General features: G+C 72.1%; 17 protein-coding genes. 11 read left to right on the top strand and 6 right to left on the bottom strand.

The window, feature by feature from the left end:
- Positions 1–296: 296 nt before the first annotated feature.
- Genes gltB through pyk form a run of 3 tightly spaced genes read left to right on the top strand, consistent with a single transcriptional unit; the run spans position 297 to position 7767 of the window.
- Entirely contained in the window at positions 297–4841 is a 4545-nt protein-coding gene (gltB, locus tag C1I92_RS09040) for a glutamate synthase large subunit (protein ID WP_111254338.1), read from the top strand.
- On the top strand, positions 4834–6300 hold the full coding sequence (locus tag C1I92_RS09035) for a glutamate synthase subunit beta (protein ID WP_111254337.1): 1467 nt from the start codon (positions 4834–4836) through the stop codon (positions 6298–6300). The genes gltB and C1I92_RS09035 overlap by 8 nt, the downstream gene beginning before the upstream one ends.
- Positions 6301–6327: 27 nt before the next feature.
- Positions 6328–7767 carry a pyruvate kinase gene (gene pyk, locus C1I92_RS09030; protein ID WP_111254363.1) on the top strand — a complete coding sequence of 480 codons (1440 nt, stop codon included), beginning with the start codon at positions 6328–6330 and terminating at the stop codon, positions 7765–7767.
- A gap of 29 nt (positions 7768–7796) precedes the next feature.
- On the opposite strand, the gene C1I92_RS09025 is transcribed toward pyk, so the two are convergent.
- Complete coding sequence (locus C1I92_RS09025) at positions 7797–8012, bottom strand: hypothetical protein (RefSeq protein ID WP_053203027.1); 216 nt, start codon at positions 8010–8012, stop codon at positions 7797–7799.
- 159 nt (positions 8013–8171) lie between these two features.
- On the opposite strand from C1I92_RS09025, the gene C1I92_RS09020 reads away from it, so the two are divergent.
- The 6 genes from C1I92_RS09020 to C1I92_RS09000 all read left to right on the top strand — a co-directional run bounded on the left by C1I92_RS09020 (position 8172) and on the right by C1I92_RS09000 (position 11101).
- Positions 8172–8804: a LysE family translocator gene (locus tag C1I92_RS09020; protein WP_111254336.1), complete on the top strand. Its 633-nt coding sequence runs from the start codon at positions 8172–8174 to the stop codon at positions 8802–8804.
- Positions 8805–8825: 21 nt separating this feature from the next.
- Positions 8826–9086 carry a hypothetical protein gene (locus C1I92_RS09015; protein ID WP_111254335.1) on the top strand — a complete coding sequence of 87 codons (261 nt, stop codon included), beginning with the start codon at positions 8826–8828 and terminating at the stop codon, positions 9084–9086.
- A gap of 30 nt (positions 9087–9116) precedes the next feature.
- Positions 9117–9980 carry an exodeoxyribonuclease III gene (locus tag C1I92_RS09010; RefSeq protein WP_111254334.1) on the top strand — a complete coding sequence of 288 codons (864 nt, stop codon included), beginning with the start codon at positions 9117–9119 and terminating at the stop codon, positions 9978–9980.
- 305 nt (positions 9981–10285) lie between these two features.
- Entirely contained in the window at positions 10286–10420 is a 135-nt protein-coding gene (locus tag C1I92_RS35240) for a hypothetical protein (protein ID WP_267896728.1), read from the top strand.
- Positions 10421–10466: 46 nt separating this feature from the next.
- Positions 10467–10715 (top strand): FitA-like ribbon-helix-helix domain-containing protein, encoded by a 249-nt coding sequence (locus tag C1I92_RS09005; protein WP_111254333.1) that lies wholly within the window; start codon positions 10467–10469, stop codon positions 10713–10715.
- Entirely contained in the window at positions 10712–11101 is a 390-nt protein-coding gene (locus C1I92_RS09000) for a type II toxin-antitoxin system VapC family toxin (RefSeq protein ID WP_111254332.1), read from the top strand. Before C1I92_RS09005 ends, C1I92_RS09000 begins: the two co-directional genes overlap by 4 nt.
- 1 nt (position 11102) lies before the next feature.
- Here the strand turns inward: C1I92_RS09000 and C1I92_RS08995 are convergent, their stop codons facing one another.
- The 5 genes from C1I92_RS08995 to C1I92_RS08975 are packed head-to-tail and all read right to left on the bottom strand — an operon-like array spanning position 11103 to position 15745.
- Complete coding sequence (locus tag C1I92_RS08995; protein WP_158564055.1) at positions 11103–11849, bottom strand: SDR family NAD(P)-dependent oxidoreductase; 747 nt, start codon at positions 11847–11849, stop codon at positions 11103–11105.
- Positions 11842–13266: a xylulokinase gene (locus tag C1I92_RS08990; RefSeq protein WP_111254330.1), complete on the bottom strand. Its 1425-nt coding sequence runs from the start codon at positions 13264–13266 to the stop codon at positions 11842–11844. The genes C1I92_RS08995 and C1I92_RS08990 overlap by 8 nt, the downstream gene beginning before the upstream one ends.
- A gap of 6 nt (positions 13267–13272) precedes the next feature.
- Entirely contained in the window at positions 13273–14040 is a 768-nt protein-coding gene (locus C1I92_RS08985) for a sugar isomerase domain-containing protein (protein ID WP_111254329.1), read from the bottom strand.
- Entirely contained in the window at positions 14037–14999 is a 963-nt protein-coding gene (locus tag C1I92_RS08980) for a phosphotriesterase family protein (RefSeq protein WP_158564054.1), read from the bottom strand. Before C1I92_RS08980 ends, C1I92_RS08985 begins: the two co-directional genes overlap by 4 nt.
- A gap of 17 nt (positions 15000–15016) precedes the next feature.
- The gene (locus tag C1I92_RS08975) at positions 15017–15745 is read right to left on the bottom strand and encodes a GntR family transcriptional regulator (RefSeq protein WP_111254328.1); all 729 of its coding nucleotides are present in this window, start codon (positions 15743–15745) and stop codon (positions 15017–15019) included.
- Between the two features lie 203 nt (positions 15746–15948).
- Between C1I92_RS08975 and C1I92_RS08970 the strand changes: the two genes are divergently transcribed.
- Together C1I92_RS08970 and C1I92_RS08965 are read left to right on the top strand one after the other, a co-directional pair.
- Positions 15949–17307 (top strand): FAD-dependent oxidoreductase, encoded by a 1359-nt coding sequence (locus tag C1I92_RS08970; RefSeq protein WP_111254327.1) that lies wholly within the window; start codon positions 15949–15951, stop codon positions 17305–17307.
- Positions 17304–18590, top strand: coding sequence for an ABC transporter substrate-binding protein (locus C1I92_RS08965; protein WP_111254326.1), 1287 nt, complete (start codon positions 17304–17306; stop codon positions 18588–18590). Before C1I92_RS08970 ends, C1I92_RS08965 begins: the two co-directional genes overlap by 4 nt.
- Positions 18591–18592 lie beyond the last annotated feature (2 nt).

Raw genomic sequence — 18592 nt, 5'->3', positions numbered from 1 at the left:
ACGGCCACGAACCCCGGGCGGCACGCCCGGGGTGACCACCTCCACAACTGCGTGGACGTCAACGTAGTTGTACGGTTCGACAGTCCACTGACCTGACGATCTGCGGCAACGATCGGTCATCGGTGGAGAATCCGATGATCAACAGCGGGTATGCTCGCGTGCCGACCGGCGCCGTCGCCGATATCATGGAGAGACGCGACAACACACGACGGTCGAAGTGTTGTAATCTCCACGAAACTTCACGCACGGGCCAGAGTCGTCCCTGCACCCGCCGCCAGTCTGACGACGGGAGTGCCATGCGCCTCACGCCTCACCCCCAAGGCCCCGGCAAGCTGGGCTTCGACAGCCAGGGCCTGTACGACCCCCGGTTCGAGCACGACGCCTGCGGCGTGGCCTTCGTGGCCACGCTCGACGGCGTGGCCAGCCGCGCGATCGTCGATCGCGGGCTGACCGCTCTGAGCAACCTCGACCACCGGGGCGCCTCGGGCGCCGAGCCCGACTCCGGCGACGGCGCCGGCATCCTGCTGCAGGTCCCCGACGCGTTCTGCCGCGCGGTCGCGGGCGCCGAGCTGCCCGCCGCCGGGCACTACGCCACCGGCCTGGCCTTCATCCCCGACGACGACGCGCAGGACGCCGAGATCACGGCGGCCACCGAGCGCATCGCCGCCGAGGAGGGCCTGACGGTGCTCGCCTGGCGCGAGGTGCCGACGACGCCGAGCCTGCTGGGCAAGACCGCGCGCTCGACGCTGCCGCGCGTGCGCCAGCTGTTCGTGGCCGACGCCGACGACGCGCGCGCCGCCGGCATCGACCTCGACCGCAAGGCGTTCGCGCTGCGCAAGCGGCTGGAGCGCTCCACCGGCGCGTACTTCCCGAGCCTGTCGTCGCGGACCATCGTCTACAAGGGCATGCTGACCACCGGCCAGCTGGAGCCGTTCTTCCCCGACCTGTCCGACGAGCGGCTGGCCAGCGCCATCGCCGTCGTGCACTCGCGGTTCTCGACGAACACGTTCCCGAGCTGGCCGCTGGCGCACCCGTACCGGTTCGTCGCGCACAACGGCGAGATCAACACCGTCCAGGGCAACCGCAACTGGATGCGGGCCCGTGAGTCGCAGCTGGCCAGCGACGTCATCGCCGGCGACCTGTCGCGGCTGTACCCGGTCATCTCGCCTGAGGCCAGCGACTCCGCCAGCTTCGACGAGGTGCTCGAGCTGCTGCACCTGGGCGGGCGGAGCCTGCCGCACGCGGTGCGGATGATGATCCCCGAGGCGTGGGAGAACCACCAGGGCATCTCGAAGGCCCGGCGCGACTTCTTCGAGTTCCACAGCACGATCATGGAGCCGTGGGACGGCCCGGCCGCGGTCGTCTTCACCGACGGCAGCCTGGTCGGCGCCGTGCTCGACCGCAACGGCCTGCGCCCGGGCCGGTACTGGATCACCGACGACGGCCTGGTCGTGCTCGCGTCCGAGGCCGGCGTGCTCGACCTCGACCCGTCGACGGTCGTGCGCAAGGGCCGGCTCGAGCCGGGCCGGATGTTCCTGGTCGACGTCGCCGGCCACAAGGTGATGGACGACGACGAGGTGATGGACAAGCTGGCCGTGGCCGAGCCGTACGGCGAGTGGCTGCACGCCGGCCTGGTCCGCCTGGGCGACCTGCCCGAGCGCGAGCACGTCGTGCACACCCACGCCAGCGTCACCCGCCGCCAGCAGACCTTCGGCTACACCGAGGAGGAGCTGCGGCTGCTGCTCGCGCCGATGGCCCAGTCCGGCGCCGAGCCGATCGGATCGATGGGCACCGATACGCCCATCGCGGCGCTGTCGAACCGGCCGCGGCTGCTGTTCGACTACTTCTCCCAGCTGTTCGCGCAGGTCACGAACCCGCCGCTGGACGCGATCCGGGAAGAGCTGGTCACGTCGCTGGCCGGCACGATCGGCCCGGAGGAGAACCTGCTCGACCCCGGCCCGGCGTCGTGCCGCCAACTGGTGCTGCCGTTCCCGGTCATCGACAACGATCAACTCGCCAAGATCATCCACATCAACCGCGACGGCAACCTGCCCGGCTACGCCACCCACGTCATCCGCGGCCTGTACGACGTCGCCGGCGGCGGCGCGGAGCTGGGCCGCCGGCTGGCCGAGATCAGCGCCGAGGCGTCGAAGGCGATCGAGTCCGGCGCGCGCATCATCGTGCTGTCCGACCGGCACTCCGACACCACGCTGGCCCCGATCCCGTCGCTGCTGCTCACCGCCGCGGTGCACCACCATCTGATCCGGGAGAAGAGCCGGACCAAGGTCGGCCTGGTCATCGAGGCGGGCGACGTCCGCGAGGTGCACCACGTCGCGCTGCTGATCGGCTACGGCGCCGGCGCGGTGAACCCGTACCTCGCCATGGAGAGCGTCGAGGACCTGGTCCGCCAGGGCACGCTGCTGCCCGGCGTCAGCCCCGAGAAGGCGGTCGCGAACCTCATCAAGGCGCTCGGCAAGGGCGTGCTCAAGGTGATGAGCAAGATGGGCGTGTCGACCGTCGCCTCCTACACCGGCGCGCAGATCTTCGAGGCGGTCGGCCTGGCCCAGGAGGTCGTCGACCGGTACTTCACCGGCACCACGTCGCGGCTGGGCGGCATCGGCCTCGACGTCGTCGCCGAGGAGGTGCGCCGCCGGCACACCCGCGCGTACCCGCGCGGCGGCAGCGCCACCCGGCACCGCAAGCTCGAGGTCGGCGGCGAGTACCAATGGCGTCGCGAGGGCGAGCCGCACCTGTTCGACCCCGAGACGGTGTTCCGGCTGCAGCACTCCACCCGGGCCGGCCGCTACGACGTGTTCAAGCAGTACACGCAAGCGGTCAACGAGCAGTCCCGGCGGCTGATGACGCTGCGTGGCCTCTTCACGCTGAAGACCGGCACGCCGATCCCGATCGACGAGGTCGAGAGCGTCGAGAGCATCGTGCGGCGGTTCTCCACCGGCGCCATGTCGTACGGCTCCATCAGCAAGGAGGCGCACGAGACGCTCGCCATCGCGATGAACCGCCTCGGCGGCAAGTCCAACACCGGCGAAGGCGGCGAGGACACCGACCGGCTGCACGACCCGGAGCGGCGCAGCGCGATCAAGCAGGTCGCCAGCGGCCGGTTCGGCGTCACGTCGGACTACCTGAGCAACGCCGACGACATCCAGATCAAGATGGCGCAGGGCGCGAAGCCCGGCGAGGGCGGCCAGCTGCCCGGCCACAAGGTGTACCCGTGGGTGGCCCGGACCCGGCACTCCACGCCCGGCGTCGGCCTGATCTCGCCGCCGCCGCACCACGACATCTACTCGATCGAGGACCTCAAGCAGCTCATCCACGACCTCAAGAACGCCAACCCGGCCGCCCGCATCCACGTGAAGCTGGTCGCCGAGGTCGGCGTCGGGACGGTCGCGGCAGGTGTCTCGAAGGCGCACGCCGACGTCGTGCTGATCTCCGGCCACGACGGCGGCACCGGCGCCGCGCCGCTGACCAGCCTCAAGCACGCCGGCGGCCCGTGGGAGCTGGGGCTGGCCGAGACGCAGCAGACGCTGCTGCTCAACGGCCTGCGCGACCGCATCGTCGTGCAGACCGACGGCCAGCTCAAGACCGGCCGCGACGTCGTCGTCGCCGCGCTGCTGGGCGCGGAGGAGTACGGCTTCGCGACGGCGCCGCTGGTGGTGTCCGGCTGCATCATGATGCGCGTCTGCCACCTCGATACCTGTCCCGTCGGCGTCGCGACGCAGAACCCGGAGCTGCGCAAGAAGTTCACCGGCCGGCCGGAGTTCGTCGTCAACTTCTTCGAGTACATCGCCCAGGAGGTGCGCGAGTACCTGGCCGAGCTGGGGCTGCGCAGCCTCGACGAGGCGATCGGCCGCGCCGACCTGCTCGACACCACCGCGGCCGTTGGCCACTGGAAGGCCGCCGGGCTGGACCTGTCGCCGATCCTGCACGTGCCCGAGCTGCCTGACGGCGCCGCCCGGCGCCAGGTCGTCAGCCAGGACCACGGGCTGGAGAAGGCGCTGGACAACCAGCTGATCGCGCTGGCCACCGACGCGCTCGAGCACGGTGAGCGGGTGCGGGTCAAGCTCGAGGTGCGCAACGTCAACCGCACCGTCGGCACCATGCTCGGCCACGAGGTGACCAAGCGCACCGAGGGCGTGGGCCTGCCCGACGACACGATCGACGTCATGCTGACCGGCTCGGCCGGGCAGTCGTTCGGCGCGTTCCTGCCGGCCGGCGTCACGCTGCGGCTGGAGGGCGACGTCAACGACTACCTGGCCAAGGGGCTGTCGGGCGGGCGCGTGATCGTCCGGCCCGACGCCGCCGCGCCGTTCGCCGCCGAGGAGAACATCATCGCCGGCAACGTCGCCGCCTACGGCGCCACCGGCGGCGAGCTGTTCGTCCGCGGCTTGGTGGGTGAGCGGTTCTGCGTGCGCAACTCCGGCGTCACGGCCGTCGTCGAGGGCGTCGGCGACCACGCCCTGGAGTACATGACCGGCGGCACCGTCGTCATCCTCGGCCGCACCGGGCGCAACATCGCCGCCGGCATGTCCGGCGGGACGGCGTTCGTGCTCGACCTCGACACCAGCCTGGTGAATCCTGAGATGGTCGAGGTCGAGACGCCCGACGCCGGCGAGCTGACCCGGCTGCACGCCGTCATCCAGAAATACCGCGACGAGACCGGCTCGCCCGTCGCCGAGCGGCTGCTGGCCGACTGGGCGCTCGCCCAGGCCCGGTTCTCGCTCATCATGCCCACGGACTACAAGCGAGTGCTCGCCGCCAAGGCCGCCGCCGAGCGCGATGGACGCGATGTCGACGTCGCGATCATGGAGGCGGCGCATGGCTGACCCACGAGGCTTCCTGAAGACCCCGCGGCAGGGCGCGAAGGCGCGCCCGGTCGAGGAGCGGCTGCGCGACTGGAACGAGGTCTATCCCGCGCCCGGCATCGGCCACACGCTGCTGCCGATCATCGTCGAGCAGGCCGGGCGCTGCATGGACTGCGGCATCCCGTTCTGCCACCACGGCTGCCCACTGGGCAACCTGATCCCGGAGTGGAACGACCTCGTCTGGCGCGACGACTGGAAGGTGGCGGCCGAGCGGCTGCACGCCACGAACAACTTCCCGGAGTTCACCGGCCGGCTGTGCCCGGCGCCGTGCGAGGCCGCGTGCGTGGTCGCGATCGCCGACGACGCCGTCACCATCAAGAACGTCGAGGTCTCGATCATCGACAAGGCCTTCGACGAGGGCTGGGTGGCGCCGCTGCCGCCGGAGCGGCTGACCGACCGGACGGTGGCCGTCATCGGCTCCGGGCCGGCCGGGCTGGCCGTCGCCCAGCAGCTCACCCGGGCCGGTCACACCGTCGCCGTCTACGAGCGGGCCGACCGCGCCGGCGGGCTGCTGCGCTACGGCATCCCCGAGTTCAAGATGGAGAAGCGGCACCTGGACCGCCGGCTGGACCAGATGCGGGCCGAGGGCACCATCTTCCGCACCGGCGTCGACGTCGGCGCGGCCATCACCGGCAAGGAGCTGCGGGCCCGCTACGACGCCGTCGTGCTGGCCGTCGGCTCCACCGAGGGGCGCGACCTGCCGATCCCGGGCCGCGAGCTCGACGGCATCCACCAGGCGATGGACTACCTGCCGCAGGCCAACCGGTCCGCGCTCGGCGAGGCCGTGCCCGGCCAGCTCACCGCCGAGGGCAAGCACGTCGTGATCATCGGCGGCGGCGACACCGGCGCGGACTGCCTGGGCACCGCCCACCGGCAGGGCGCGGCGTCGGTCACCCAGCTGGAGATCATGCCCGAGCCCCCGGGCACCCGGCACGCGTCGACGCCGTGGCCGACCTGGCCGCTGATGCTGCGCACGTCCAGCGCGCACGAGGAGGGCGGCGAGCGCGTCTACGCCGTCTCCACGGTGGAGTTCACCGGCCAGGACGGCCGGGTGACGGCGCTGCGGCTGGTCGACGTGGAGCGGACGGCGTCGGGCTTCGAGCCGGTGCCCGGCACCGAGCGCGACCTGCCCGCCGATCTCGTCCTGCTGGCCATGGGCTTCGTCGGCCCGGAGAAGTCGCCGCTGATCGAGCAGCTCGGCGTCGAGCTGGACGGACGCGGCAACATCGTGCGCGACGAGTCGTTCGAGTCGACCGTTCCCGGCGTGTTCGTGGCCGGCGACGCCGGGCGCGGGCAGTCGCTGATCGTGTGGGCGATCGCCGAGGGCCGATCGGTCGCGGCGGCCGTCGACCGCAAGCTCACGGGTGTCGACCGGCTGCCTTCGCCGGTCTCGCCCACCGACCGTGCGCTCGCAGTTTGAGCCCCGAGAAGACTAGTGTTGGCGGACGTGCGTAGAGCGAAGATTGTTTGCACCCTTGGTCCAGCGACCGACTCGCCGGAGCGGCTGCGGGAGTTGATCGACGTCGGCATGGACGTCGCGCGGTTCAACCTCAGCCACGGCAGCCACGCGGAGCACGAGGAACGGTATCTACGGGTGCGCAAGGCGGCCACCGAGGCCGAGCGCAACGTCGGCGTCCTCGTCGACCTCCAGGGCCCGAAGATCCGCCTCGGCGAGTTCGCCGGCGGATCGGCCGAGCTCGAGGTCGGCCAGACCTTCACCATCACCGTCGAGGACGTCGACGGCACAGCGGAGCGGGCCTCGACGACGTACAAGGGGCTGCCCGGCGACGTGAGCGCCGGCGACACCGTGCTCATCGACGACGGCCGGCTCGCGCTGGAGGTCACCGACGTCACCGACACCGACGTCGTCACCACGGTCGTCATCGGCGGCAAGGTCTCCAACCACAAGGGCCTGAACCTGCCCGGCACCGCCGTCAGCGTGCCGGCGCTGTCGGAGAAGGACATCGAGGACCTGCGCTGGGGGCTGCGCATCGGCGCGGACATGATCGCGCTGTCGTTCGTCCGGTCCGCCTCCGACGTCGACGACGTGCACCGCATCATGGCCGAGGAGGGCGTGCGGCTGCCGGTCATCGCGAAGGTCGAGAAGCCGCAGGCGGTCGAGAACCTCGCCGAGATCGTCGACGCGTTCGACGGCGTCATGGTCGCCCGCGGCGACCTCGGCGTCGAGCTGCCGCTGTGGGACGTCCCGCTGGTGCAGAAGACCGCCGTCGAGCTGTGCCGGCGCCGGGCCAAGCCGGTCATCGTCGCCACGCAGATGCTCGACTCGATGATCACCAACCCGCGGCCGACCCGGGCCGAGACCTCCGACGTCGCCAACGCGGTGCTCGACGGCGCCGACGCCGTCATGCTGTCCGGCGAGACCAGCGTCGGCGCCTATCCGATCGAGACCGTCCGGACCATGGCGAAGATCGTCGAGACCGTCGAGGAGCACGGTCTCGAGCGCATCCCGCCGCTGGGCACCCAGCCGCGCACCAAGGGCGGCGCCATCACCAAGGCCGCGGTCGAGACCGGCGTCCTGCTGGGCGCGAAGTACCTGGTCGCGTTCACGCAGAGCGGTGACTCCGCGCGGCGGATGGCCCGGCTGCGCCCCGGCATCCCGCTGCTGGCGTTCAGCCCGCTGAGCGCGACGCGGCACCAGCTGGCGTTGTCGTGGGGGATCGAGGCGTTCACCGCCGAGCACGTCGACCACACCGACGAGATGGTCAAGCAGGTCGACCGCATGCTGCTCGAGCAGGAGCGGTGCCGGCGCGGCGACCTCGTCATCATCGTCGCCGGGTCCCCGCCCGGGATCCCCGGCTCGACCAACGCCATGCGGGTGCACCGCATCGGCGACGCCGTGGGCAAGGTCGCGCCGGCCTACCACTGACCGGCCTCGTTGCGGCCGGCCGGCGTCGTTCAGGCGTTGGCCGGCTGCAGCACTTCGTCGAGCTGGCCCTCCTTGGCCGACTCGACGATGAGCCGGAACTGCGCCAGGCTCATCTGCACGCGCTGGCCGAAGTCGTCGGTGATGACGACCCGGCGCTCAGGCGGCGCGTTCTGGTCGAGGAACAACTCCGGGCAACCGCAATCGCAGTTGCCGCAGAACGTCGCGATGTGCTGGAGACGGTCCATGGGCGGCCTCGTTTCTTCCGCTCGGAGAGCAACTCCGATTTGGAACGTAACCGAAACCGTCGATCATGAACAGTCTTGTTCGCTGTTACGGATGACAGTAAAATCACGCGAGGTCATGACGCCGATTCCGCCCGAGTTCGTCCCGGGTTAGGGTGATCCGTGACCATCGGACAGGCTGTGGCGTCGTTCTCCCTCGTGGCCGCCCTCCTCACCGTCATTCCCGGGCTCGACACCGCGCTGGTGCTGCGCGCGGCGATCAGCCGGGGCCGCGCGCACGCCGTCGCGGCCGCCCTCGGCATCGGCGCCGGCTGCCTGGCCTGGGGCGTCGCCGCCGCGGTCGGGGCGTCGGCGCTGCTGGTCGCGTCGGAGGCGGCGTACCGCGTGCTGACCCTGGCCGGCGCCGTCTATCTCGTCGGGCTCGGCGCCTCGTTGCTGTGGTCGAGTTTCCGCCGGACCGGTGCCGAGTTGCCGGAGGTGGCGCCGGCGCCGGGCTCGTTGTGGGTGTCGTGGCTGACCGGACTCGGGACGAACATCCTGAATCCGAAGATCGGCGTGTTCTACGTCGCGACCATTCCGCAGTTCATTCCCGACGGCACCTCGCCGCTGCTGATGGGAATTCTGCTCGCGGTCGTGCACAACGTCATCGGAATGCTCTGGTTCGCCGTCGTCATCGGCGGCGCCGGATTCATGGCGCGTTCGCTGGGGCGGTCCCGGTTCGCCCGGATCGCCGACCGCGTCACCGGTGTGGTGCTGGTCGGGTTCGGCCTGCGGCTGGCGCTGCAGCACCGCTGACGCTGCCTCTACACTCGCGCCATGACGACGTGCGACGAGGTCTGGGCCGACGACAGCACCGTGCTGTGCAACGACGGTCACGTCCTGGAGATCTTCGGGCGCGTCGACGGGCGGCGGTTCCACCTCGTCCTGCAACGCCCCAAGATCGAGGTGATCGAGCGCAAGCGCTCGACCCGCGTCGTCATCACCGCGATCCACTCCAGTTCCGCGTTCGACTGTGACCCGGCGCGCGCCGACGACGTCCGCGCGTTCGCCGCACGGCTCGCGGCGGCCCTGCCTTAGCTGTCGGCGGAGACGACTACGGTTGGTCCGGTGAGAGTCGCCACCTGGAACGTCAACTCCGTCAAGCAGCGGCTGCCGCGGCTGCTGCCCTGGCTGGACCAGCGCCGGCCCGACGTCGTCTGCCTGCAGGAGACCAAGCTCGCCGACGACCAGATCGGGGAGCTGCTCGACGCCGAGCTCGAGCAGCGCGGCTACCAGGCCGCCTACCACGGCGAGGCGCGCTGGAACGGCGTCGCGCTGTTCTCGAAGGTGGGTCTGGACGACGTCGTGACGGGGCTGCCGGGCGGGCCGGGCTTCCCGCACCAGGAGGCCCGCGCCGTGTCGGCGACCTGCGGGGGAGTGCGGGTGCACTCGGTCTACGTGCCGAACGGCCGGGTGCCTGACTCCGATCACTACGCGTACAAGCTGGAGTGGCTGGCGGCGCTGCGCGCCCAGGTCGAGGCCGGCCCGGACACCGTCATGGTCTGCGGCGACATGAACATCGCCCCTGCCGACGCCGACGTCTTCGACCCCGTGGCCTACGTCGGGCAGACGCACGTCACCGCGCCCGAGCGGGCCGCCCTCGCCGACCTCCAGTCGGCCGGCTTGCACGACGTCGTGCGGGACCGGTGGCCCACGGAGCGGGTGTTCACCTACTGGGACTACCGGGCCGGCATGTTCCACAAGGACCTCGGCATGCGCATCGACCTCGTGCTGGCCGGCGCCCCGGTCGCCGAGCGCGTCGCCGCCGCCTGGGTCGACCGCCACGCGCGCAAGGGCACCGGCCCCAGCGACCACGCCCCCGTCATCGTCGACCTCGACGAGGCACCTGACGGCGACATCGGCCCGGTCGTGCCCCCGCCCTCCGCGGCCGCCCCGCGCCGCGGCTCGGTCAAGCTGCCGCAGTCGAAGTGAGGTACTGATCATGCCAAGGAGCGGTGATGAGCCGGTCTACACTCCGACCGACGAGGAGCGCCGCATGATCGACGAGGCGCTCGACGACCTTCGACGTGACCCCGGCTCGAGTCGATCCTGGGACGACGTGCAGGAGGAGCTGCGGTCGCGCCGATGAAGATCGCCTTCCGGCCGGCCGCCGTCGCCGACCTGCGGTCGGCACTCGAGTACTACGACGACGCGAAGCCGGGTCTCGGCGACGACCTGATCGACGACGTCGATCGTCTACGCCAGCGCGTGCAGACGTTCCCCGCAGTGCTCCGGCCGTGGCTGGCTACGCGGGCGTCCGCCGGGCGGTCCTGCGTCGGTTCCCCTACGCGGTGTTCTATGAGCTCGGCGAGTCGCTCGAGGTGCTGCGCGTCATCCACACCGCCCGGCACCCCGAGGCATGGCGCCGGTAGGTGGGCTGCATGCAGTTTGCATCTATATAAATGTACAATCAATCTCATGAGCGCGTTGCTGCAGATCCGGAACGTCCCGGAGCAGGCCCGCCGCACGCTGAAGACGCGCGCGGCGCAGGCCGGCAAGTCGCTGAACTCCTACCTCCTGGACCTCATCGAGCGTGAGGTCTCGCGTCCGACGGCGGCGGAGGTCTTCGAGCGGGCGGCTGCCCGGGCCGAGTCGTCGACGGCGTCGGCGGTCGACGTCTTGGCGGAGGCGCGCGCCGAGCGCGAGCGCGAGTACCCCACGCGGTGATCGTCGTCGACTGCGCGGCCGTGGTGGACGCGCTGACGGTCAAGGCCGGAGCCCAGCCACTCCGGGACCGCCTTGCCATCGAGGAGTTGCACGCCCCGCACCTGCTCGACTACGAGGTCGTGTCGGCGCTGCGCGGCCTGGTGCTCGGCGGCCATCTCGGCGCGGCACGGGCCAGCGACGCGCTGACGGACTTCGAGGATCTGCCGATCCAGCGGTGGGAGGCATCCGACGCGCTGCGCCGACGGACCCTGCAGCTCGGCCACAACCTCTCGGCCTACGACGCCGCGTATGTCGCGCTGGCGGAGGCGCTGGACTGCCCCCTGGTCACCCGCGACGCCCGGCTCGGCCGCTCCGCCGGCCACAGCGCGCGCGTCGAGGTGGTGTGAGTCAGTCCAGCTGCCAGCCGGCGTCGACGGCGATGGTCTGGGCGGTGACGGCGCGGGCGGCGTCACCGCAGAGGAAGGCGATCAGCCCGCCGACGTCGGCGGGGTCGAGGAGGTCGCCGAGCAGGGGCTGCTTCGCGGCCACCCACTCCGACAGGGCCGGATCGGAGCTGACCCGGCCGGCCAGCGGCGTGCGCACCAGCCCGGGCGCGACGCAGTTGGCGCGCAGCCCGTGCTCCGCACCGGCCGCGGCCAGCGCCTTCGTCAGCGACACCAGCCCACCCTTTGCCGCGATGTAGGCGTGCGACCGGAACGGCCCGCCGCCGCCGGTCAAGCCCAGCACGCTCGACACCGTCACGATCGCCGCACCCGGCTGCGCCACCAGCGCCGGCCACGCGGCGCCGGCGGCCAGGAACGCGCCACGCAGGTTCACGGCCAGGACGGCGTCGAAGGCGGCCGCGTCGGCGGACCACACCGGGCCGTCGCCGACGGAGCTGCCGGACACGCCGGCCGAGCAGACCAGCGCGTGCAGGGGACCGGTCGAGGCGACGGCGGCACGCAGCCCGGCCTCGTCCGTCACGTCCCCGACGACCGACGCGACGCCGGCCAGCGGCGACGGGCGCAGGTCGAGACTGGTGACCGTCCAGCCGTCGGCCAGCAGCGCCGTGCACGCCGCCGCGCCGATCCCGGACGCGCCGCCGGTGACGAGTGCGTGGCGGCCAGCCGCGCCAGCAACGCCGCCCTCAGCCACGGGTGGCCGCGTAGAGCCGCTGGAGTCGTTCGAGCCGCTCGCCGGCTCGCTCGTGCTCGATCGGGTCGGGGTCATACCGCCGTCCTGTCCGCAGGTGCGCCGCGACGAGCGCGCGGGCCTCGTCGTCGTCCTCACTCGCCGCCAGCATCGCATCGCCGGCCGCCGCGCCGGCGCCGGACGCGACCCGCACCGGCAGCCCGCACGCGTCGGCGATCGCCTGGCACCACAGCGCCGACCGGGCCGGCCCGCCGACGGCGACCAGCGCGTCCGGTGCCGCGCCGGCCGACCGGCAGGCGGCCAGGTTGTGCGCGATCGCCGCGGCCGTCCCCTCGACGACGGCACGGGCCAGCGCGCCCGGCCCGGACGCCAGCGACAGCCCGGCGAACACGCCACGCGCCGACGGATCGGCGACGGGGTGCAGCTCGCCGGCCAGGTAGGGCAGGAAGTCGACGCCGTCGGCACCGGCCGGCGCGCCGCCGGCCAGCGTGAGCAGCTCCTCCACCGGCTGCCCCAGCAGCCCGGACAGCCAGCGCAGCGCCGCACCGAACGTCGCCGTCGACCCGGACAGCAGGTCCAGCCCGGCCAGCACGTGCGGGAACCGCAGGACCGGCGCCGGACCGTCCGCCGCGGCCGCGACCGCCACCCCCAGTACCGCGGCCGACCCGAGGCTGACGAAGCCCTCTGTCGGCCCGGTCACCCCGGCCGCCAGCGCCGCGCTCGACGTGTCCTCGCCGCCGGCCAGCACCCAGCACGACGGCGTCAGCCCCAGCTCCGCCGCCGGTTCCGGCCGCAACGACCCGACGACAGCCGTCGACACGGCCAGCCGCGGCAGCCGCTCCACACCCACCCCGACCGCCGCCAGCCCAGCCGCCGACCACCCCCGCGATGACGCGTCATACAGGTCGGAGATGCCGGCGTCGGAGTGCGACTGCCACGCCGTCCCGGTCAGCCGGCGCAGCAGGTAGCCCGACGCCGACGTGAACACGGCCGCCCGTGCGAACGCCGCGGGCGACTCCGACCGCAGCCACGACAGCTTCGCCGCCACGTTCCACGGCCCGTGCGCCGCGTCGCGCCGCCACGCCGACGAGAGCGCAGGCGAGCGCTGGTCCTGGTGGATCAGCGCCGGATGCACCGCCGCACCGGCCTCGTCCAGCGCGACGAGCGCCGCGCCCTGCCCGCTGACCGCGAGCGCCGTCACGTCTCTGCCCGCCACCCCGGCGGAGGTCAGCGCCGCCCGCACGGCGCCACCCACGGACTCCCACCACGACGCCGGGTCCTGCTCGGCCCAGCCGGCCCGCGGCACCCGGGTCGGATGCTCGGCCGAGCCCTCGCCCAGCACGCCGTCGGACGCGGCGAAGACCACCACCTTCGCCGAGCTGGTGCCGAGGTCGACGCCGACGACCGGGCCGGTCCGCATGCCGGGTCAGACCCCTGGCCGGGCGGTGCGGCGGCGGAACTCGGCGTAGTACTCGCGCAGGTTCGCCCGGGCCGCCTCCTGGTCGGTGAAGTGCGGGCTGCCCAGTACCAGCGGCTTCTGCCCGCGCGCCACGATGCCCTCGGCCACCAGGTAGTTGAGGTTGTGCACGATCGTGGTCGTGGCCAGCGTCGACGTGGGCGACACCGGGAAGTCCGCGCCCTCCACCTGGATCGACGCGTCGCCGGGCGGTGTGCAGTTGTCGATGACGATGTCGGCCACCTCGTACAGGTGCTGCCCGGACGGGTGCCGCGACGGCACCGACGACGAGTGCCCGACGCTGGTGATCGCGACGACCTTCAGCCCGCGGGAACGCAGCCCCAGCGCCACCTCCACCGGCACGTTGTTGATCCCGGTCGACGAGATGACGAGTGCGGCGTCGCGGGCCGGGTCGAACACGTAGTTGTCCAGCAGCACCTCGCCGAAGCCGTCCACCCGCTCCAGGAACAGCGACTGCGCCAGCCCCATCGTGCCGACGACGTTCGTGTAGTACGACAGCGACATCTCCACGATCGGGTGGTAGCCGACGATCGACCCGATGCGCGGGAAGATCTCCTCCACGCCCATCCGGGAGTGCCCGGCGCCGAACAGGTGCACCAGCCCGCCGTCGGCGATGCAGGACGCGAACAGGTCCGCGGCCGCGCGGATCGGCTCCTCCTGCGTCTGCTCGATCCGGTCGATGATCTCGCGGGCGACGGCGGCGTAGCGAAGGCTCATGCGAGTGGTGTCTCCGTCCGGTTCAGTACACGACGTGGGTTGCCGACCAGCACCTGATCGATCTGGTCGTCGCTCAGCCCGGCCTTGTGCAGCAACGCCGGGAAGGATTCCATCAGATTCGCCAGCCCCGGTCCGCCGCCGTAGGCGTGCCAGTAGGCGCGGCGGGCGAGATCCTGGCCGAGCACGACGTGCTCCAGATACCCCGCCGAGGCGAGCGCGGCGACGAGGTCGGCGATGTAGGAGTCCGGACGGCGGTCGTGCCGGCCCATCCAGTCCAGGCAGACCGACGCGCCGGTCGAGCAGATCGCCGCCAGGGCCGCGACCGACGCGTGCCGGTCCATGTGCCCGAACACGATCGACGACGGCGCCACACCGCACGCGGTCAGGACGGACAGCTGGACGTCGGCCGAGCCGGCGTCGTCGGTGTGCGTGAGCACCGGCAGCCCGGTGCGCACCTGCGCGTGCCCGGCCGCCTCGACGAGCCGCAACTCGGTCGCCGTCGGGATCGGCCCGCTGGTCGCGACCTTGATCGCGCCGGCCCGCGCGGTCAGCCGCGACACGAGTGGCCCGCCGTACCCGGACACCTCCAGGCCCTCGGTGAACTCCGCGACCAGCAGCTCGACGATCGCCTCGACGGAGTACGTGTGCACCCAGTGGTCGGCGGCGTAGTAGCGGTCCTTGTGGAAACCGGTCGTCGCGATGACGTGCGCGCCGGACCGCTCCGCGACCTCGACCAGCCCACGCGCGTCGCGGCCGACCCCCAGCGGCATGCAGTCGACCAGCGCGCGCCCGCCGGCGGCGACGAACTCGCCCACCTCGGCGACCGCGGCGTCGACGGAGTCCAGCGCGAAGTCCGGCTCCAGCACGATGGGCAGCCCGCCGCGGATCAGCAGGTGCTCGTGACAGTCGGCCGGGCCCAGCTCGGCGGGCGCGATCTCGCCCAGGACGGTGACGATCAACTCGAACTCTCCATGCCTCAGAACCGGACCGGCTCGTGGACCTTGCGTTCGACCAGGGGCCGGACGATGTCGGCGCGGAGTACGGCGCGGGCTGCTTCGGCGGGGACGTCGCGGGCGTCGAACGTGGTGCGCAGCAGCAGCAGCGCCGGTGACCCGGCCGGCCGGTCCAGCGCGTCGGCCTCGTACGCGGTGAGCAGCACCGGCTCGAACGACTCGACCGCGCGCTCCAGGACGACGCCGTACTCGGTACGCAGTGCCTCGTAGAGGCTGCGTTGGGTGAGGTCGAGGGTGTCCAGGCCGGGCAGCCGGCTCAGGGGGAGCCAGGTGCGTTCGACCATGAAGGGGACGCGGTCGGCCAGCCGCAGCCGTTCGATGTGCAGGACGTGGGCGCCGGGGTCGACGTCGAGCTCGCGGGCCATCGTCCGGGTGGCGGGGACGACGCGTTCGTCCAGCAGCCGGGTGGACACCGCCTGTCCGGAGGCGCGTAGTGATTCGACGATGGAGAAGTGGCCGAGCAGCGACTGCTCCAGGCGGCGTGGGGCGACGAAGGTGCCGCGGCCTTGGTGGCGCAGGATGAGCCCGGATCGTTCCAGGTCTTCCAGGGCTTCGCGGACCACCGTCCGGCTGACCTCGTGCTGACCGGCCAGCTCCCGTTCCGGCGGCAGCCGGTCGCCGACCTTCCAGCGGCCGTCGAGGATCTGTGCCTCCAGTGTGGCCGCGAGTTGTTGCGCCAGCCGGGTCAGCACGCCTCACACCCTTCCGAGTAGACCAATTGTCTGGCCGCGAACGCTACGCCTGTGGAGCGCGGCACGTCAAGACTGAACCAACTGAGCTGGGACGATACCTGGATGTAACGGTTCGGTCGTCATCGCTTGACCGTCAATGTGGTGCCGCGTACAGTCGCCGCCACAACCAATTCAACCAAAGCGCAACCAATTTGAGGGTGGCGATGACGGATCGGGAACTGACCGCCGGGGTGGTGGTCGTCGGCGGCGGATCGGCCGGCGCCACGGCCGCGACGGCGGCGGCACGGGCCGGAGCGGACGTGCTGCTGATCGACGCCAACGGCTTCCTCGGCGGCACCGGTGCGGCCGTCCTCGACACGTTCTACGGCTTCTTCACGCCCGGCCAGACCCCGCGGAAGGTGGTCGGCGGCATCGGCGACGACGTGCTGGCCGGGCTGGCCGCCGTCAGCCGGACGATCCACCGGCCGAACTCGTTCGGCGCCGGCACCGGCGTCACCTACCACCCGGAGTACCTCAAGGTCGTCTGGGAACGTCTCGTCGCCGAGGCGGGCGCGCGGATCCTGCTGCACTCGCGCCTCGTCGAGGCCGAGACCGACGGCGACGGGGTCGTCACCGCCGTCACCGTCGCGACCAAGCAGGGGCTGTGGCGGGTGCGCGGCAGCATCTTCGTCGACGCGTCCGGCGACGCCGACCTGTGCCACTTCGCCGGCCTCGGCTACGAGCTGGCCGGCGTCGACAGTCCCGCGCAGACGCTCACCACCACGTTCAAGATGGTCAACGTCGATCTCGCCCGCCGCGCCACCGTCGGCCGCCCCGAGCTCGAGGCGCTGATGCGGGCGGCGGCCGCGACCGGCGAGTACGCGCTGCCCCGCCTGGAGGGCAGCGACCACCGCGCCGCGGTCGAGGGCATGACCGCGACCATCATGACGCGGCTGCCGTCCGCCGAGGAGCGGGCCGGCGCCGTCGTCACCGCGACCGACCCCGAGCTGCTCTCCGAACGGGAGCGGCAGGGCCGGGAGCAGGCGCTGGAGTACGTCCGGTTCCTGCGCGACCGCGTCCCCGGCTACGAGCGGGCCGAGCTGGCCTCGTTCAGCAGCCAGATCGGCGTCCGCGAGACCCGCCGGGTCTACGGCGACTACCGGCTCGACCAGGCCGACGTCCTCGCGGCCACCCAGTTCGACGACCAGATCGGCCTGTGCGGGGCGCCGATCGAGGACCACCACGACGGCGCCGACACCGCGTGGCAGCACATCCCGGACGGCGGAGTCGTCGGCATCCCCGTCCGGACGCTCGTTCCCCGGGACGCCGTCAACGTCCTCGTCGCCGGGCGCTGCTTCTCCGCGACGCACGGCGCGCATGCCGCCGTCCGCTCGATGGCGCAGTGCATGGCGATGGGGCAGGCGGCGGGCGAGGCGGCGGCCGCCGCCCGCGACCACGGCGAGGTCCGGAAGGTCGACGCGGCGTGGCTGCGCGGCCGGCTCCGCGACCAGGGTGCGATCGTCGACCCAGACGCCGCGGTCGCCGTGGACCACAACCTTTCCTACGAACGGAGTTGGAGATGAGTCGCACGACGAAGTGGGCTTCCGGGCTGATCGCGAGCGCGGTCCTGCTGACGACCGCCGCGTGTTCCGGCGGAGACGGCGAGGGGGACGACCAGGCCGAGAGCGCGGACAGCCTCACGCTGCTGACGCCGGCCGCGCCCAGCTCGCCGGGTGGCCAGGTGCTGCGCGACGTGATCGAGCAGTTCACCGAGGAGACCGGCATCGAGGTGCAGGTCGAGGTGGCCGGCGAGGACCTGCCGACGGTGTTCGAGACCTCCGTGGCGGCCGGCCAGCAGGCCGACATCGTCCACATCAATCCCGTCGACAAGCCGCTGACCTGGATCGACAACGACGTGGTCGTGCCGGTGGGCGACTACCTCGACGAGTGGGGCCTGCGCGAGCGGCTCTCGCCCGGCGCGATCGAGGAGTGGACCCGCGCCGACGGCCAGGTCCAGGGCTTTCCGTTCGAGGGCTACCAGTGGCCGGTCTGGTACAACACCGCGCTGCTGGAGCAGGCCGGGATCACCGAGCTGCCGGAGACGACCGACGACCTGATCGCCGCGGCCGACGCGCTACGGGCCGCCGGCATCCAGCCGTTCGCGATCGGCGGCAACGACTGGAGCGGGCAGAAGCTGTTCTTCCAGCTGGCCCAGTCCTACCTGGAGCCCGACGCCGCCCGCGAGATCTTCACCAACGGCGGCTGGTGCGCCAGCCCCGAGACCATGCAGGGCGTCGAGCTGTTCACCGAGCTTCGCGACGCCGGCGTGTTCGTCGACGACGCCGAGGGCTACGAGGCGCAGAGCATGGTGGCCCAGTTCATGTCCGGCGAGGCGGCCATCATGACGGCCGGCTCCTGGGAGTTCGCGCAGGTCCCGCCGGAGCTGACCGACAGCATCGCGCTGGGTGGCCTGCCGGTGCCCGACGGCGGCGCGTACGACCGTCCGACCGCGTACGAGGGCACCTCGAACGGCTTCTGGGTCAGCAAGAACGGCGCGGAGAAGCTCGACGCCGTCCGCGAGTTCATCGAGTACATGTACCGGCCGGAGACCGTGGCGACCTTCGTCCGCGACGCCGACATGATCACCGCCGTCAGCGCCGGCGACGCCGACCTCGGCGACGTCCAGCCGCTGCTCACCCAGGCGCAGGCCGAGCTTCCGGAGATCGTCGACTACGCGGTGCTGCCGGACCGCTGGATCCCGGGTGCGATCAGCCAGAGCGTCATCCGCGAGACCGCGGTCGCGTTCACCGACGGCACCTCAGCGGACGACATCTGCGCCGCGCTGGACACGACCTACGGGAGCTGAGC

Source organism: Jiangella anatolica, assembly GCF_003236295.1.
Taxonomy (GTDB): Bacteria; Actinomycetota; Actinomycetes; order Jiangellales; family Jiangellaceae; genus Jiangella; species Jiangella anatolica.
The sequence above is the reverse complement of the archived record's forward strand: the minus strand, read 5'-3'. Positions and strand labels throughout refer to the sequence as shown.

Excerpts from the sequence above, each read along its gene's own strand:
- gltB (WP_111254338.1), top strand. The coding sequence starts at position 297 with ATGCGCCTCACGCCTCACCCCCAAGGCCCCGGCAAGCTGGGCTTCGAC.
- C1I92_RS09035 (WP_111254337.1), top strand. The coding sequence starts at position 4,834 with ATGGCTGACCCACGAGGCTTCCTGAAGACCCCGCGGCAGGGCGCGAAG.
- C1I92_RS09025 (WP_053203027.1), bottom strand. The coding sequence starts at position 8,012 with ATGGACCGTCTCCAGCACATCGCGACGTTCTGCGGCAACTGCGATTGC.
- C1I92_RS09015 (WP_111254335.1), top strand. The coding sequence starts at position 8,826 with ATGACGACGTGCGACGAGGTCTGGGCCGACGACAGCACCGTGCTGTGC.
- C1I92_RS09005 (WP_111254333.1), top strand. The coding sequence starts at position 10,467 with ATGAGCGCGTTGCTGCAGATCCGGAACGTCCCGGAGCAGGCCCGCCGC.
- C1I92_RS08990 (WP_111254330.1), bottom strand. The coding sequence starts at position 13,266 with ATGCGGACCGGCCCGGTCGTCGGCGTCGACCTCGGCACCAGCTCGGCG.
- C1I92_RS08985 (WP_111254329.1), bottom strand. The coding sequence starts at position 14,040 with ATGAGCCTTCGCTACGCCGCCGTCGCCCGCGAGATCATCGACCGGATC.
- C1I92_RS08970 (WP_111254327.1), top strand. The coding sequence starts at position 15,949 with ATGACGGATCGGGAACTGACCGCCGGGGTGGTGGTCGTCGGCGGCGGA.
- C1I92_RS08965 (WP_111254326.1), top strand. The coding sequence starts at position 17,304 with ATGAGTCGCACGACGAAGTGGGCTTCCGGGCTGATCGCGAGCGCGGTC.